At 47.7% G+C, this 15,776-nt stretch carries 9 protein-coding genes; 2 read left to right on the top strand and 7 right to left on the bottom strand.

The window, feature by feature from the left end:
- The first annotated feature begins 128 nt into the window (after positions 1-128).
- Together ABNE31_RS07300 and ABNE31_RS07295 are read left to right on the top strand one after the other, a co-directional pair.
- Complete coding sequence (locus tag ABNE31_RS07300; protein ID WP_349352882.1) at positions 129-1,391, top strand: DUF819 family protein; 1,263 nt, start codon at positions 129-131, stop codon at positions 1,389-1,391.
- 44 nt (positions 1,392-1,435) lie between these two features.
- Positions 1,436-2,134: a DUF4369 domain-containing protein gene (locus ABNE31_RS07295; protein ID WP_349352881.1), complete on the top strand. Its 699-nt coding sequence runs from the start codon at positions 1,436-1,438 to the stop codon at positions 2,132-2,134.
- Here ABNE31_RS07295 and ABNE31_RS07290 read toward each other — a convergent pair.
- From ABNE31_RS07290 to ABNE31_RS07260, 7 genes are all read right to left on the bottom strand, one after another.
- On the bottom strand, positions 2,131-2,403 hold the full coding sequence (locus ABNE31_RS07290; RefSeq protein ID WP_179385055.1) for a hypothetical protein: 273 nt from the start codon (positions 2,401-2,403) through the stop codon (positions 2,131-2,133). The genes ABNE31_RS07295 and ABNE31_RS07290 overlap by 4 nt on opposite strands.
- 28 nt (positions 2,404-2,431) lie before the next feature.
- On the bottom strand, positions 2,432-3,400 hold the full coding sequence (locus ABNE31_RS07285) for a type I phosphomannose isomerase catalytic subunit (RefSeq protein ID WP_293285611.1): 969 nt from the start codon (positions 3,398-3,400) through the stop codon (positions 2,432-2,434).
- 1 nt (position 3,401) lies between these two features.
- Complete coding sequence (locus ABNE31_RS07280) at positions 3,402-3,809, bottom strand: 6-carboxytetrahydropterin synthase (protein WP_349352880.1); 408 nt, start codon at positions 3,807-3,809, stop codon at positions 3,402-3,404.
- On the bottom strand, positions 3,806-4,339 hold the full coding sequence (idi, locus tag ABNE31_RS07275) for an isopentenyl-diphosphate Delta-isomerase (RefSeq protein WP_179385058.1): 534 nt from the start codon (positions 4,337-4,339) through the stop codon (positions 3,806-3,808). The genes ABNE31_RS07280 and idi overlap by 4 nt, the downstream gene beginning before the upstream one ends.
- A gap of 56 nt (positions 4,340-4,395) precedes the next feature.
- Positions 4,396-5,349, bottom strand: a complete 954-nt coding sequence (locus ABNE31_RS07270) for a type IX secretion system membrane protein PorP/SprF (RefSeq protein ID WP_349352879.1) — start codon at positions 5,347-5,349, stop codon at positions 4,396-4,398.
- Position 5,350: 1 nt separating this feature from the next.
- Positions 5,351-7,318, bottom strand: a complete 1,968-nt coding sequence (locus tag ABNE31_RS07265; protein ID WP_349353032.1) for a gliding motility-associated C-terminal domain-containing protein — start codon at positions 7,316-7,318, stop codon at positions 5,351-5,353.
- 83 nt (positions 7,319-7,401) lie between these two features.
- Positions 7,402-15,492, bottom strand: coding sequence for a hypothetical protein (locus ABNE31_RS07260; RefSeq protein ID WP_349352878.1), 8,091 nt, complete (start codon positions 15,490-15,492; stop codon positions 7,402-7,404).
- Positions 15,493-15,776 lie beyond the last annotated feature (284 nt).

Genomic DNA, 15,776 nt, shown 5'->3' with positions numbered 1-15,776 from the left:
GAATGTTGAGTGCCCTTGTTGACATAGACCCTCCAAGAAGTCTATTTTAAGACCAATGCAAAGGCAACAGTAAATTTCCTGGGCAGCCCTGTTATTTTCCTATATTTGAGCCTTTTAGCATCACATCTATGGACCAACTACCGTTTACCCAAGACACTGTTATCTTCGGGCTGCTTTGCCTCTGTCTAGGCTTTGTATTTTATACCTCATCCATCAAAACAGGCTTCTGGAGCAAGTTTTATAGCGTGGTTCCCACCGTGCTTATGTGCTATTTGTTGCCAGCCATTTTAGCCAGTATTGGAATCATAGACGAATCGTCTTCCAACACCTATTACGTGGCTAGTAGATATCTGCTGCCAGCTGCTTTGATCTTGATGACCCTCAGTATAGACCTAAAGGCCATCATCAACCTAGGGTCCAAGGCCTTGGTCATGTTTCTAACAGGCACAGTGGGTATCGTTATTGGTGGACCCATTGCCATTTTGATCGTGTCTATATTTTCCCCCGAAACGGTTGGGGGTGCTGGCCCAGATGCAGTTTGGAGAGGATTGGCCACCATTGCAGGGAGCTGGATAGGTGGAGGTGCCAATCAAGCCGCCATGCTCGAAGTTTTTAAATACAATCAAGAAAGTTATGGGGGCATGGTCCTCATAGATATCGTGGTCGCCAACCTCTGGCTGGCCATCATCTTATTGGGCGTGGGCAAAACCGATAAAATTGACCGCTGGCTCAAAGCGGATACCTCTTCCATTGAAGATTTGAAGGTTAAGGTATCGACCTACACCGAAAAAATAGCCCGTGTAACTACCCTACGAGACTTAATGATGTTGCTGTTCTTCGCCTTTGTGGGAGTGGGCATATCCCATTTGGCGGGACACCACTTTGCCAATTTCCTTCAAAACAATTTTGAGGTCATCCGTAACCCACAGAAAATTTTGTCGTCCTTAGGTTCGGATTTCCTTTGGATGGTGGTTTTCGCCACAGCCATAGGCATTGGGCTTTCCTTTACAAAGGCCAAAAATTACGAAGGTGCAGGGGCGAGCAAAGTTGGGGGCATGTTCATTTATATTTTGGTGGCGACCATAGGTATGAAAATGGACTTGGGCAAGGTATTGGACAACCCTGGACTTATTGCCATCGGACTGATTTGGATTACCATTCATGCAGGACTGCTAATTCTGATGGCAAAACTGATCAAGGCACCATTTTTTTTCTTGGCCGTGGGCAGTCAGGCCAATGTGGGCGGAGCCGCATCGGCTCCCGTTGTTGCCGCGGAATTTCACCCTTCACTGACTTCGGTGGGTATCCTATTGGCCGTTTTTGGCTATGTGGTAGGAACTGCAGGAGCCTATTTGTGCGCTTTGTTGATGGAAGTGGCCTCCAATGTTTAATATTTTGAGAAGATTGTGCATCTTTGCCCAGCTAAAATTTTAAGATGAAGCGGATATTGTTTGTTATACTGATAGGAATCGCTGTGCTTGCCTGCGAAAAGAGCACGGAACATACCATGAACCTTAGTGGGAACATTAAAGGATTAAAAAAAGGAACCCTTTATTTGCAGCAATTCAAGGACTCTACCTTGGTAGTGTTGGATTCTTTACAAATTCAAGGGGATGGCAATTTCAGTTTTGCCCAAGAGGTAGAAGAACCTGAGATTTTCTATTTGTACCTCAAAAAAGAGGATAATAACGACATCAACGACCGTATTACCTTTTTTGGGGAAGCTGGTGACATTATCATCAATACCGCATGGAACACTTTTGACACGAATGCGGAAATTTCAGGATCAAAATCCCATAAAAAGCTGGAGGAATTCTATCAAATGGCTTCTAAATTCAATATTAGGGAACTTGGCCTGATCCAACAAGGGTCATCCCCCAAAATGCAAGAGGATTCCATCGCTTTGGATTCCCTTCAACGCTTGATCAATCAAAACACGATTGGCCGATATCGATATGCGCTTAACTTTGGGCTTAGCAATACCGATTCTTACGCCACTCCCTACATAATGATGACCGAGGCACGGGAAGCCAATCCGAAATACCTGGATTCCATTTACAATAGTCTTGCTCCAGAAGTAGCATCCTCGAAATACGGAAAGGAATTTAAGGCCTTCTTGGACCAGAACAATTAAGCTTCAAGGCTATTGAGCCGCTCCACAAGCTTAGTGGCTTTCTCTTCCAGTTCGTTACGAATGGACTTGAAGTGGGTTTTGGAGTCCTCTACTTTTTTCTGGTTGATTTTATCCATAAGGTTATCATAGACCTCAATGGCTTCATCAATGATCACGGTTCCTTCTTCGGATTCTTTATTGCCGGAACCGGCTTCCCAGATATAAACTGCTTCAATGATGTCTCCCAGTACATAATTAACATCCTTTTTTAAGTCACGGATACTTGGCATAACACTGTGGTTTTGATTAAAGATACTATTAAATGGTAACTTCTAAAAGTTTGGCGTGTTGGGTATCAATTTCCAAATGGGTACTGGAGGCGGCAACAAGGGCTGTCTCCCCTTTTTGTATGGACGTGCTTCCCCAATCGTTGGTAATGGTAGCCTCACCTCCCACGCACATATAAATGGTGAATGAGTCCCTTTGGGACAAATCTTGTTTCATGGGTTGGGTCAACGCCAGGAAATTTGTTTTAAAATAAGGACAATCCACCATGCTGTTGGTTTGGTCTGTATCGTTGGCATAATTTACCCTGAAATCATCCTTTTTTTCGTAATCGATGGCGTCTACGGCCAAACTGGTGTGCAGTTCCCTTAAATTGCCATCCTTATCCCTGCGGTTGAAATCGAATACCCGATAGGTAATGTCGGAAGTCTGCTGGATTTCGGCCAACAACACCCCGGCACCAATGGCGTGTATCTTTCCCGTGTTGATAAAAAAGGTATCCCCTTCTTTAACCTCTTCATAGTTCATCAAATCGGTCAGGGTGCCTTCCTCAAGACTTTTGACATACTCTTCTTTCTCCACATCCTTATTGAAACCCACAATCAGTTTGGCGCCAGGATCAGCATCCATAATGTACCACATCTCCGTTTTTCCGAAAGAATTATGTCGGCTCTTGGCCAGTTCATCATTGGGGTGTAGTTGAATGGAGAGATCCTGTTTGGCATCAATAAATTTGATAAGGATGGGAAAATCGTTCCCAAAGCGTTGTACCACGCTATCGCCCAGTAACGCTTTGCCACTTTGATCCATCAAATTTTGTAGGGATGTCCCCTCCAAATCGCCATTGGACACCACGGAAATATCCCCTTGCACACCAGAAAGTTCCCAGCTTTCGCCGGTAATATCACTTTCGATAGGCTTGTTCAACACTTCCTTTAGCTTGGTTCCTCCCCAAAGGCGTTCTTTGAGTATGGGCTTGAATTTTAAGGGGTATAAGTTCATTTTATCCGGTATAGGTCACAAAATTGCGTGGAGTTTCGTAGAGTACCACCTCCAACTCCTTTTCGGCCTCGATATGTGGCCTCAGTTTATTCCAAATGACTACTGCAATATTTTCTGCCGTAGGGTTCAAATTCTTGAACTCGGGCACATCCAAATTCAGGTTTTTATGGTCCAATGGGTCCAGCACCTGTTCCTTGATCAAATCCTTGAGTACCTTGAGGTCCATCACAAACCCTGTTTCCGGGTCGATTTCCCCAGTGACGCTCACGATCAAATCGTAGTTGTGTCCATGGTATTTGGGGTTATTGCATTTGCCAAAAACGGCGTTGTTTTTATCCTCGTCCCAATCGGGCCGAAACAATCTATGGGCCGCATTGAAGGTTGCTTTTCTACTTGCCTTTACTTTCATTGTGCAGGAGTATTTTCCAAAAGATGGTCATAAAAACGTTCAAAGATAATTTTGAACCAAGCTGTGTAGTGCTGAGGATTCTGGTCCATATCCTTTTTGATATCCGCTGGGTACATCCATTTCCAATCGGCCACCTCATCTGGATTGATATTGGGTTCATCCTCAAAATATCCCACCATGACGTGATCAAACTCGTGTTCGGTGAGTCCGTTGTCAAAAGGAGCCTTATACACAAAATGGAACAGTTCCTTGAGTTCTGTGGTAAAGCCCATTTCTTCCATGAGCCTGCGTTTGCCCGCCTCCACATTGCTCTCCCCTTCCCTTTGGTGGCTGCAACAGGTGTTGGTCCATAACAGGGGGGAGTGATATTTGTCCTTGGCCCGTTGTTGTAGCATGGTTTCGCCTTTGGCGTTCATCACAAAAACAGAAAATGCCCTATGGAGCAGCGCCTTTTCATGGGCTTCCATTTTGGGCATTAGGCCTATGGGTTCGTCTTGTTCATTTACCAATATTACTTTTTCCTCTTTCATATGGTAAAAATATGACCTTTGAGGTAAAATATGTGGTAAAGGCTCGTAAATTCTTCCTAAAAGAAGCGCGGTGATTTTAGGTTTCCGATGTTTCTGATGAAATCGTATCTAAGGATGATTTCGAAGGAACCGTCGTTGAAGGTAGCGGCTCCCAGCTCCGTAATCTCACGATCGTAGGCAATGCCCACCATAAACTGATCGGACAGCATAAAGCCGATAAGACCGCTGAAGGCAGCATCCCAACGATACGCAACACCGCCTATAAACTTTTCGTTGAACATAAAATTGGCGGAAAGGTCTACTTGGAGTGGCGCTCCTTGGACGGCTTTGGTCAAAAGGGCAGGTTTAAACTTGAGTACGGGATTGAGGTCCCAAACATATCCGGTTATCAAATATAAGGTCATCTGTTCTTTTGCCGTAGAGATGGAGGATGTATCAAAATGCGTGGTCTCCAATATTCTAGGCGCAGAAAGACCTGCATAAAATCTGTCGGTATGATAGTACACCCCCGCTCCAATATTTGGGGAAAATTTATTTTGAATATCCTGCTGTGACTGCAATTGGGGGTCTATCTCAAACTCATCGAGCTCGGAGAAGCGGATATCCAACATGTGGGCACTGGCCTTAAGGCCAAAACTCAACCTTCCTTCCCAAGAAGTTTGTATGGTATAGGAAAAATCGACATCGAAATAAGTCTCGGAAGTAGGCCCAATCTTATCATTTACGATAGAGAGGCCAAGCCCCACTCCACGATATCCCACTGGGGTGTGCAGGTTCAAGGTCTGTGTTTCCGGAGCACCGTCAAGTCCCAACCATTGGTTTCGGTAAAGGGCGGCAATGCTCAAATGTCCGCGCGAACCTGCATAGGCCGGATTCACGCTGACCGTGTTGTACATGTATTGGGTGTACTGTGCATCCTGCTGCGCCTGCACGTTTACCACTCCCAAAAACAGAAGGGCAATCAGCCATTGGATGTTTATGTTGACGTTCTTTTTTTTCACAGTAACCATTTTATCTGTTTATGTATATGTAGCCTGTTAGCTGTTTCATGTTTCCGCTTGTCTCTTGATAATCGATAACATAGAAGTATGTCCCTACAGGTAATTTATTGTCCTTGTCCACAGTGACCCTTCCTTGGGATGTACCATCGAATACATTTCCGCTGGAGGCATAGGCCTTGGTCTGGAAGACCATTACACCCCATCTGTTGTATATCCTCACCGTGTTGTTCGGATAGTTCTCAAGTCCGCGGATCTCTAAGGTATCGTGTACGCCATCCCCATTGGGTGTGATGACATTGATGACATCAACCACTTCTTCGTCGGTGGTCAATTCACCCAAGTCTGGGTCTAGGTAATCCGGGATGCCATCTTCGTTGGCATCGTCATTGGCGTAATTACCATCTGCGTTGGTATCTTCATCCATGGTCTCGATACCATCGTCATCATCGTCAGAGTCCCTGAAATCTGGAATACCATCGCTATCATTATCGGGCAAGGCCGTACTCGGATCGTCCATACCGTCATTGATATCGATATCAATCATGGTCTCGCCTTCGTATCCATCATCCAAGCCATCGTTGTCCTTATCGGAACCTATCAAAGTTACTTCTGGTAAGCCATCATGGTCCAAATCGTGTCCTTCAATGGCGTCCGGCACATTGTCGTTATCGCTATCCTCATCCACATAATCTGGAATACCATCATTATCGGAATCCAACGGAATCAGGCCAAGATTGCCATCAGCTTCGTAAGCATCATCCAAACCATTGCCGTTGGCATCTGTCATGCTTGGTGCGAGGTAACCCAAAGCAGGCTGTGCCTCAATATTGTCCGGAATTCCGTCATTGTCACTATCGATATCGAGGTAATCTGGAATTCCATCTCCATCGGTGTCCGTTGGGTTAGTGGATGGGTCATCATCACTATCCGCATTTAAATCCTCAAAGGCGTCCACGATGCCATCGTTATCACTATCGATATCCACACCAAGGTCATTGACCACTACAGTTATGGTCGCCGTATCACAGTTCCCATTGTCATCACAAACGGTATAAGTAAAGGAATCCGTGCCCGTAAATCCAGGATTTGGCACATAAGTAATATCGTCATCGGATGGATTGTTTGCCGTTCCATTGTCGTTTAAAACCACGGTTCCATTGGATGGGTCGGTCGCGGTAATCGTTCCAAGCGTTGGGATGTCATTGTCATTTGCTCTCCATGATATCGCAGCATCAACACCGATATCCGTGGAAACCGAATCATCGATGGTGTCCACAATGGGCAGCACATCAATGGTCACCGTTGCGTTGCTACAATCCCCGAAGGAATTACAAAGGGTATAATCAAAACTGTCACTTCCGTTGTAATCCGGGTTTGGGGTGTAAGTGACCACATCATCCGAAGGGTCGTTGGCCGTTCCGTTTTCATCAATACTCACTGTACCGTTCGCCGGGTCGGTCGTCGTTAACACTCCAGTAGTAGGTATGTCCGCATCATTGTCGAAAATAGGCACAGTTACCGATGCATCTTCGTTGACAGTGATCAGGTCATCCGACAGGTTAGCGGCTTGGCTCATACATACCACTGTAAATCTGGGTAGCGAAGTGCTGTTGCCTACCTTTGTGATGGTCGCCACATATCGCATTACGGTCTGTGTACTGGTTACTGTGGGCCTTGATTGATCACCGGGAAGAGCGGGACTCCAACTTACTGTGGCTCCCGAGGGAACACTGGCCGAAATATCCAAAGTCACCTGATTATTGGGTGCTTCACAGTCGGTCAAAATAAAATATCCCGTTGCATTGGAACCACAAAGTGTCCCATCGTACGTGGCAAAATACACACCAGGCTGGGTCGCTTCATAAAATGAATTGGTCCCTAAAACGGTGGATGTATCCGATGCCTCATACCAGCGATAATTCGTTTCATCGCCCGTATTGGGGGCCTGCAACAAAAATTGGGCACTGGCAAGGTTCATTCCTATAAAGAAAACGAACAGTCCAATGTATAAAGACTTATATGAGGTGTTGGATTTCAAAATCGACTCGTCTTTGACCATTATTATCTTACCACAAACACTACGTTGATCAATGCATTATAATCGGCTGGCTGACCAATTATGTCGTAGGTCAACACTCCATTAGCATCAATACTCATATTGTCGAACACCGTTGGATCCGCATAGGTTACGTAGTAATACAATTCGGCTGCACTATACGTTGGAAGAGCGGTAGGCGCTCCTGCACTTGATACTGCTGGTGTTCCATATTGCGCCACGTATTGTGCATACAAATCAACAGTTCTTCCTGTTCCGTTTGTTGAAGCATCAATGGCGATGGAAGGAGGGTAAAATATTCTTGCCGCTTTTGATGTGATCGGTGCTATATCTTGAATGACATCCTCAACGGTAGCTTCAGTATTTCCGTCTCCATCCACATCTACAGGTGAATCTGAATTCACTTGCGCTGCCGTTTGGTCGTCCGTATCGATATCAGCCAAGGCTACTTGAAGTGTACCGTTGCTATCCTCTATCTCAAGATTGGCTCCATTCACTTCAAAACGCGTATTGATTTCGTTGGTGACACTGGCATCGGCATCGTCCACGTTGTCCACGTTATCGGCGAAGTCCGCAGGGATACCTGTCAAGCTGCTCCACTGACCATCGAAATCATCCGTGGAATCCAAATCCAGGTTGGCAGGTACATTGGTCAGATCGCCAAAGTCTCCTGAAAAATCATCCGTACTATCGGTGTCCAAGTTCGCTGGAACATTGGAAAGGTCTCCAAAGTCTCCGCTGAAACCTGACAGGTCAAAATCATTGCCGTTCGGTGTCACCGTCACCGTTCCGTCGGTGGATGTGATGGCCTGCAATTCGTTCGCAGGGTCGTTGTCAGCATCGTCCACGTTGTCCACGTTATCGGCGAAGTCGGCCGGAACTCCCGTAAGGCTGCTCCACTGACCGTCAAAATCATCTGTACTATCGGTGTCCAAGTTCGGGAACTCGTTATTCACCGCTGTCGCCACTTGGGCGTCTGTCAATTGGGTATCGTTGTCGATATTGTCCGCAAAACCTGCTGGAACTCCTGTCAAGCTGCTCCACTGACCGTCAAAATCATCGGTGCTGTCGGTGTCCAAGTTCGCTGGAACATTAGATAGATCTCCAAAGTCACCACTAAAACCGGATAGGTCAAAGTCGTTGCCGTTCGGTGTTACCGTTACCGTTCCATCGGTGGATGTGATGGCCTGTAATTCGTTCGCAGGATCGTTGTCCGCATCGTCCACGTTGTCCACATTGTCGGCGAAGTCGGCTGGAACTCCCGTTAGACTGCTCCATTGTCCGTCAAAATCGTCGGTGGAATCCAAGTCCAGGTTGGCAGGCACGTTGGTCAAATCGCCAAAGTCACCAGAAAAATCGTCTGTACTGTCCGTATCCAGATTCGGGAACTCGTTGTTCACCGCAGTGGCCACTTGGGCATCTGTCAATTGGGTATCGTTGTCGATATTGTCCGCAAAACCTGCAGGGATACCTGTCAAGCTGCTCCACTGTCCATCAAAATCGTCGGTGGAATCCAAATCCAGGTTGGCCGGTACGTTGGTCAAGTCTCCAAAGTCTCCAGAGAAATCATCTGTGCTGTCCGTATCCAGATTTGGGAACTCGTTGTTCACCGCCGTGGCCACTTGGGCGTCGGTCAATTGGGTATCGTTATCAATGTTGTCCGCAAAACCTGCTGGAACTCCTGTCAAGCTGCTCCACTGTCCATCAAAATCGTCGGTGGAATCCAAATCCAGGTTGGCCGGTACGTTGGTCAAGTCTCCAAAGTCGCCTGAAAAGTCGTCCGTGCTATCCGTGTCCAAGTTCGCAGGAACATTGGAAAGGTCCCCAAAGTCCCCACTGAAACCGGATAGGTCAAAGTCGTTGCCGTTCGGTGTTACCGTCACTGTTCCGTCTGTGGATGTGATGGCCTGTAATTCGTTCGAAGGGTCGTTGTCCGCATCGTCCACATTGTCCACATTGTCAGCGAAGTCGGCCGGAACACTTGTCAAGCTGCTCCACTGTCCGTCAAAGTCATCCGTGGAATCCAAGTCCAAGTTGGCAGGAACGTTGGTCAAATCGCCAAAGTCGCCAGAAAAATCGTCGGTACTGTCCGTATCCAGATTCGGGAACTCATTGTTCACCGCCATTGCCACTTGGGCATCGGTCAATTGGGTATCGTTGTCGATATTGTCCGCAAAACCTGCAGGAACTCCCGTTAAGCTGCTCCACTGACCGTCGAAATCATCAGTGCTGTCCGTGTCCAGGTTTGCAGGAACATTGGTCAAATCATTGAAATCGCCAGAGAAATCATCCGTACTATCGGTATCTAAGTTTGCAGGTACGTTTGATAGGTCTCCAAAGTCTCCGCTGAAACCGGATAGGTCAAAGTCGTTGCCGTTCGGTGTTACCGTCACCGTTCCGTCGGTGGAGGTAATGGCCTGTAATTCGTTGGCAGGGTCGTTGTCCGCATCGTCCACATTGTCCACGTTATCGGCGAAATCTGCAGGAACTCCTGTCAAGCTGCTCCACTGTCCGTCAAAGTCATCGGTGCTGTCGGTGTCCAAGTTCGCAGGGATATTGGATAGATCTCCAAAGTCTCCGCTGAAACCGGATAGGTCAAAGTCATTGCCGTTGGGGGTTACCGTCACTGTTCCGTCTGTGGAAGTGATGGCCTGTAATTCGTTGGCAGGATCGTTGTCCGCATCGTCCACATTGTCCACATTATCGGCGAAGTCCGCTGGGATACCCGTCAAGCTGCTCCACTGTCCGTCAAAATCATCAGTGGAATCCAAGTCCAAGTTTGCCGGCACATTGGTCAAGTCACCAAAGTCGCCAGAAAAGTCATCTGTACTATCGGTGTCCAGATTCGCTGGAACATTGGTCAAATCGTAGAAATCACCAGAGAAATCATCCGTGGAATCTAAATCCAAATTGGCAGGAACGTTGGTCAAATCGCCAAAGTCTCCTGAAAAATCATCTGTGCTGTCCGTATCCAGATTCGGGAACTCGTTGTTCACCGCTGTGGCCACTTGGGCATCTGTCAATTGGGTATCGTTGTCGATATTGTCCGCAAAACCTGCTGGAACTCCCGTTAAGCTGCTCCATTGTCCGTCAAAATCATCGGTAGAATCCAAATCCAGATTAGCAGGCACGTTGGTCAAATCATTAAAATCACCTGAAAAATCATCTGTGCTATCCGTGTCCAAGTTCGCAGGAACATTGGTCAAATCATTAAAATCGCCAGAGAAATCATCGGTACTATCGGTATCTAAGTTTGCAGGTACGTTTGATAGGTCTCCAAAGTCTCCGCTGAAACCTGAGAGGTCAAAGTCGTTGCCGTTCGGTGTTACCGTCACTGTTCCGTCGGTGGAGGTGATGGTCTGCAATTCGTTAGCTGGGTCATTGTCCGCATCGTCCACGTTGTCCACGTTATCGGCGAAGTCGGCCGGAACACTTGTCAAGCTGCTCCACTGTCCGTCAAAATCATCGGTGGAATCCAAATCCAAATTGGCGGGCACGTTGGTCAAGTCTCTAAAGTCTCCAGAGAAATCATCTGTACTATCTGTATCCAAGTTGGCAGGAACATTGGATAGGTCCCCAAAGTCACCGCTGAAACCGGATAGGTCAAAGTCGTTGCCGTTCGGTGTTACCGTCACTGTTCCGTCGGTAGAGGTGATGTCCTGTAATTCGTTAGCTGGGTCGTTGTCCGCATCGTCCACGTTGTCCACGTTATCTGCGAAGTCCGCTGGGATACCCGTCAAGCTGCTCCACTGACCATCGAAATCATCCGTGGCATCCAAATCCAAGTTGGCCGGTACGTTGGTCAAGTCTCCAAAGTCGCCTGAAAAATCATCTGTGCTGTCCGTATCAAGATTTGGGAACTCGTTGTTCACCGCCGTGGCCACTTGGGCATCTGTCAATTGGGTATCGTTATCGATATTGTCCGCAAAACCTGCCGGAACTCCCGTTAAGCTGCTCCACTGGCCGTCGAAATCGTCGGTGGAGTCCAAGTCCAAGTTGGCAGGTACATTGGTCAAATCGCCAAAGTCGCCTGAAAAATCATCGGTACTGTCCGTATCCAGATTCGGGAACTCGTTGTTCACCGCTGTGGCCACTTGGGCGTCGGTCAATTGGGTATCATTATCGATATTGTCCGCAAAACCTGCAGGAACTCCTGTCAAGCTGCTCCACTGACCGTCAAAATCATCGGTGCTGTCGGTGTCCAAGTTCGCAGGGATATTGGATAGATCTCCAAAGTCTCCGCTAAAACCGGATAGGTCAAAGTCATTGCCGTTGGGGGTTACCGTCACTGTTCCGTCTGTGGAAGTGATGGCTTGCAATTCGTTCGCGGGGTCGTTGTCCGCATCGTCCACGTTGTCCACATTGTCGGCGAAGTCCGCTGGGATACCTGTCAAGCTGCTCCACTGTCCGTCAAAATCGTCGGTGGAATCCAAGTCCAGGTTGGCAGGCACGTTGGTCAAATCGCCAAAGTCACCAGAAAAATCGTCTGTACTGTCCGTATCCAGATTCGGGAACTCGTTGTTCACCGCAGTGGCCACTTGGGCATCTGTCAATTGGGTATCGTTGTCGATATTGTCCGCAAAACCTGCAGGAACTCCCGTCAAGCTGCTCCATTGTCCATCAAAATCATCGGTGGAATCTAAATCCAGATTGGCAGGAACGTTGGTCAAATCATTGAAGTCTCCACTGAAGTCATCCGTACTATCGGTGTCCAAGTTCGCTGGAACATTGGTCAAATCATTAAAATCGCCAGAGAAATCATCTGTGCTATCAGTATCCAAGTTCGCAGGAACATTGGATAGGTCTCCAAAATCTCCGCTAAAACCGGATAGGTCAAAGTCGTTGCCGTTGGGGGTTACCGTCACTGTTCCGTCGGTAGAGGTGATGGCCTGTAATTCGTTAGCTGGGTCGTTGTCCGCATCGTCCACGTTGTCCACGTTATCAGCAAAGTCCGCAGGGATACCTGTCAAGCTGCTCCACTGTCCGTCGAAATCGTCAGTGCTGTCCGTGTCCAAATTTGGGAACTCGTTGTTCACCGCCGTGGCCACTTGGGCATCGGTCAATTGGGTATCGTTGTCGGTTCCAATAAAGGTTATCGGTGAACCATCGCCATTGTCAAATGTGTAGGTTCCATCGAGGTTGTCCGTGATCGCTGACTTATTGATCGTCTGGGACACCCCATTTTCATTGACATAGGTAACAGTACCATTGTTGTTATCGGTTAGGTTTGTGATGGTCTCCGCTATACTTACCGAAGCTACGTTCAGGTAAAGCGCCCCATCGGAACCAAAGGTGATATTGTTGTTGGCATCGTTGCTGATCAAATCCACTTGTTCAGTTCCGCCGCCATCCGTGATGCCCAAAACACCATCGGTTATGGAACTACCGGTGTTGTACTCGTTGCCCACAACGGAATCGGCATCGTCCACGTTGTCCACATTGTCGGCGAAGTCCGCTGGAACACCTGTCAAACTGCTCCACTGTCCGTCGAAATCGTCGGTAGAATCCAAATCCAAGTTGGCGGGCACGTTGGTCAAATCGCCAAAGTCACCAGAAAAGTCATCTGTACTATCGGTGTCCAGATTCGCTGGAACATTGGTCAAATCATTGAAATCTCCAGAGAAATCATCTGTGCTATCAGTATCCAAGTTCGCAGGAACATTGGATAAATCTCCAAAGTCTCCGCTGAAACCTGAAAGGTCAAAGTCGTTGCCGTTCGGCGTTACCGTCACTGTTCCGTCGGTGGAAGTGATGGCCTGCAATTCGTTCGCTGGGTCGTTGTCCGCATCGTCCACGTTGTCCACGTTGTCGGCGAAGTCGGCTGGAACTCCCGTTAGACTGCTCCACTGGCCGTCAAAATCATCCGTGGAATCCAAGTCCAAGTTGGCAGGTACATTGGTCAAGTCACCAAAGTCGCCAGAGAAATCATCAGTGCTGTCGGTGTCCAAGTTCGCAGGGATATTGGATAGATCTCCAAAGTCTCCGCTGAAACCGGATAGGTCAAAGTCATTGCCGTTCGGTGTTACAGTCACTGTTCCGTCGGTGGATGTGATGGCCTGTAATTCGTTCGCGGGGTCGTTGTCCGCATCGTCAACATTGTCCACGTTATCTGCGAAGTCGGCCGGAACTCCCGTAAGGCTGCTCCACTGGCCGTCGAAATCATCGGTGGAATCCAAATCCAAGTTGGCCGGTACGTTGGTCAAGTCTCCAAAGTCGCCTGAAAAATCATCTGTGCTGTCCGTATCCAGATTTGGGAACTCGTTGTTCACCGCCGTGGCCACTTGGGCATCGGTCAATTGGGTATCGTTGTCGATATTATCCGCAAAACCTGCAGGAACTCCTGTCAAGCTGCTCCACTGACCGTCAAAATCATCTGTGCTGTCGGTGTCCAAGTTTGCAGGGATATTGGATAGGTCTCCAAAGTCTCCGCTGAAACCGGATAGGTCGAAGTCGTTGCCATTGGGGGTCACTGTTACCGTTCCGTCTGTGGAAGTGATGGCCTGCAATTCGTTGGCTGGGTCGTTGTCCGCATCGTCCACGTTGTCCACGTTATCAGCGAAATCTGAAGGAACTCCCGTAAGGCTGCTCCACTGTCCGTCAAAATCGTCGGTCGAGTCCAAGTCCAAGTTGGCAGGCACGTTGGTCAAATCACCAAAGTTTCCTGAAAAGTCGTCTGTACTGTCCGTATCAAGATTCGGGAACTCATTGTTCACCGCCGTGGCCACTTGGGCATCGGTCAATTGGGTGTCGTTATCGATATTATCCGCAAAACCTGCAGGAACTCCCGTCAAGCTGCTCCACTGACCGTCGAAATCATCGGTGGAGTCCAAATCCAAGTTGGCCGGTACGTTGGTCAAATCGCCAAAGTCACCAGAAAAGTCATCTGTACTATCGGTGTCCAGATTCGCTGGAACATTGGTCAAATCATTGAAATCTCCAGAGAAATCATCTGTGCTATCAGTATCCAAGTTCGCAGGAACATTGGATAGGTCTCCAAAGTCTCCGCTGAAACCTGAAAGGTCAAAGTCGTTGCCGTTGGGTGTTACCGTTACCGTTCCGTCTGTGGAAGTGATGGTCTGCAATTCGTTCGAAGGGTCGTTGTCCGCGTCGTCCACATTGTCCACGTTATCGGCGAAGTCTGCCGGAACCCCGGTAAGGCTGCTCCACTGACCGTCAAAATCATCTGTACTATCGGTGTCCAGATTCGCTGGAACATTGGTCAAATCATTGAAATCTCCAGAGAAATCATCCGTACTATCGGTATCCAAGTTCGCAGGAACATTGGATAGGTCTCCAAAGTCTCCGCTGAAACCTGAAAGGTCAAAGTCGTTGCCGTTAGGTGTTACCGTCACCGTTCCGTCTGTGGAAGTGATGGTCTGCAATTCGTTCGAAGGGTCGTTGTCCGCGTCGTCCACATTGTCCACGTTATCGGCGAAGTCTGCCGGAACCCCGGTAAGGCTGCTCCACTGACCGTCAAAATCGTCGGTGGAATCCAAATCCAAGTTGGCCGGTACGTTGGTCAAATCGCCAAAGTCTCCTGAAAAATCGTCTGTGCTGTCCGTGTCCAGATTCGGGAACTCGTTGTTCACCGCTGTGGCCACTTGGGCATCTGTCAATTGGGTGTCCGTATCAATTAAGGCTGCCAAATCTGCCAATGCCACAGCAAAGGTGTTCGAATCAGAGTCGGTGATAACCAAATTCGTATTCGTACCATCAATCCCGAAAGACGTCACCGTGGTGTTTGAATCTGTTAACGTATCGCTCAAACTGCTTAAATCTACATTGACGCTTCCGCCATTTTCCAAAGTAAGCGATAGTGTATTGGTTGCATCATTAAAGGTAAAACCTGTCAGCTGTTGATCATCCGAAGCGGTCAATTCCCAAGTATCCCCATCCCAGAAGTAAATGGTACCTGTGTTGGTGTTAACATAAATATCACCAAGGTCTGCTCCCGCCGGAGTTGTTGCTCCTGAACCCGAGACGTCAGTTCCTTTTAAGACTTCGCAGTTACATTGGTCCTGAAGGGTTACCGTGGTTTGCGAAAAAGCTATTCCTGTTGAAAAAAGAAATAATAGGGCTAGAATGCTCTTCTTCATGAGGTTAGTATTAGTTGAGGATGATATAAACCTTTGTTTGTTGATTTTCACTTGTTCAGTTGACTTTGATGGAGGCAATACAATACGCCCAAATTTCAACTGCATACAAAATTACCCTGAGTTTTAGCCGTAGAAAATAATTGTTGTGAACCTGTTGAATCCCATTGTATAGTGTCTGATTTTTGAGGTTACCCCCTATCATTTCTTTGGTTTTTGTTAACGCACTTCATCGATGAAACCCAATAATAATGGGATAATTCGCACATCAGACATTATCGTTTACA

The organism is Flagellimonas sp. MMG031 (genome assembly GCF_040112705.1).
GTDB lineage: Bacteria > Bacteroidota > Bacteroidia > Flavobacteriales > Flavobacteriaceae > Flagellimonas.
The sequence above is the reverse complement of the archived record's forward strand: the minus strand, read 5'-3'. Positions and strand labels throughout refer to the sequence as shown.

Bases quoted from the DNA above. Each gene is read 5' to 3' on its own strand.
- ABNE31_RS07300 (WP_349352882.1), top strand. From the start codon at position 129: ATGGACCAACTACCGTTTACCCAAGACACTGTTATCTTCGGGCTGCTT.
- ABNE31_RS07295 (WP_349352881.1), top strand. From the start codon at position 1,436: ATGAAGCGGATATTGTTTGTTATACTGATAGGAATCGCTGTGCTTGCC.
- ABNE31_RS07290 (WP_179385055.1), bottom strand. From the start codon at position 2,403: ATGCCAAGTATCCGTGACTTAAAAAAGGATGTTAATTATGTACTGGGA.
- ABNE31_RS07285 (WP_293285611.1), bottom strand. From the start codon at position 3,400: ATGAACTTATACCCCTTAAAATTCAAGCCCATACTCAAAGAACGCCTT.
- ABNE31_RS07280 (WP_349352880.1), bottom strand. From the start codon at position 3,809: ATGAAAGTAAAGGCAAGTAGAAAAGCAACCTTCAATGCGGCCCATAGA.
- idi (WP_179385058.1), bottom strand. From the start codon at position 4,339: ATGAAAGAGGAAAAAGTAATATTGGTAAATGAACAAGACGAACCCATA.
- ABNE31_RS07270 (WP_349352879.1), bottom strand. From the start codon at position 5,349: ATGGTTACTGTGAAAAAAAAGAACGTCAACATAAACATCCAATGGCTG.
- ABNE31_RS07265 (WP_349353032.1), bottom strand. From the start codon at position 7,318: ATGAACCTTGCCAGTGCCCAATTTTTGTTGCAGGCCCCCAATACGGGC.
- ABNE31_RS07260 (WP_349352878.1), bottom strand. From the start codon at position 15,492: ATGAAGAAGAGCATTCTAGCCCTATTATTTCTTTTTTCAACAGGAATA.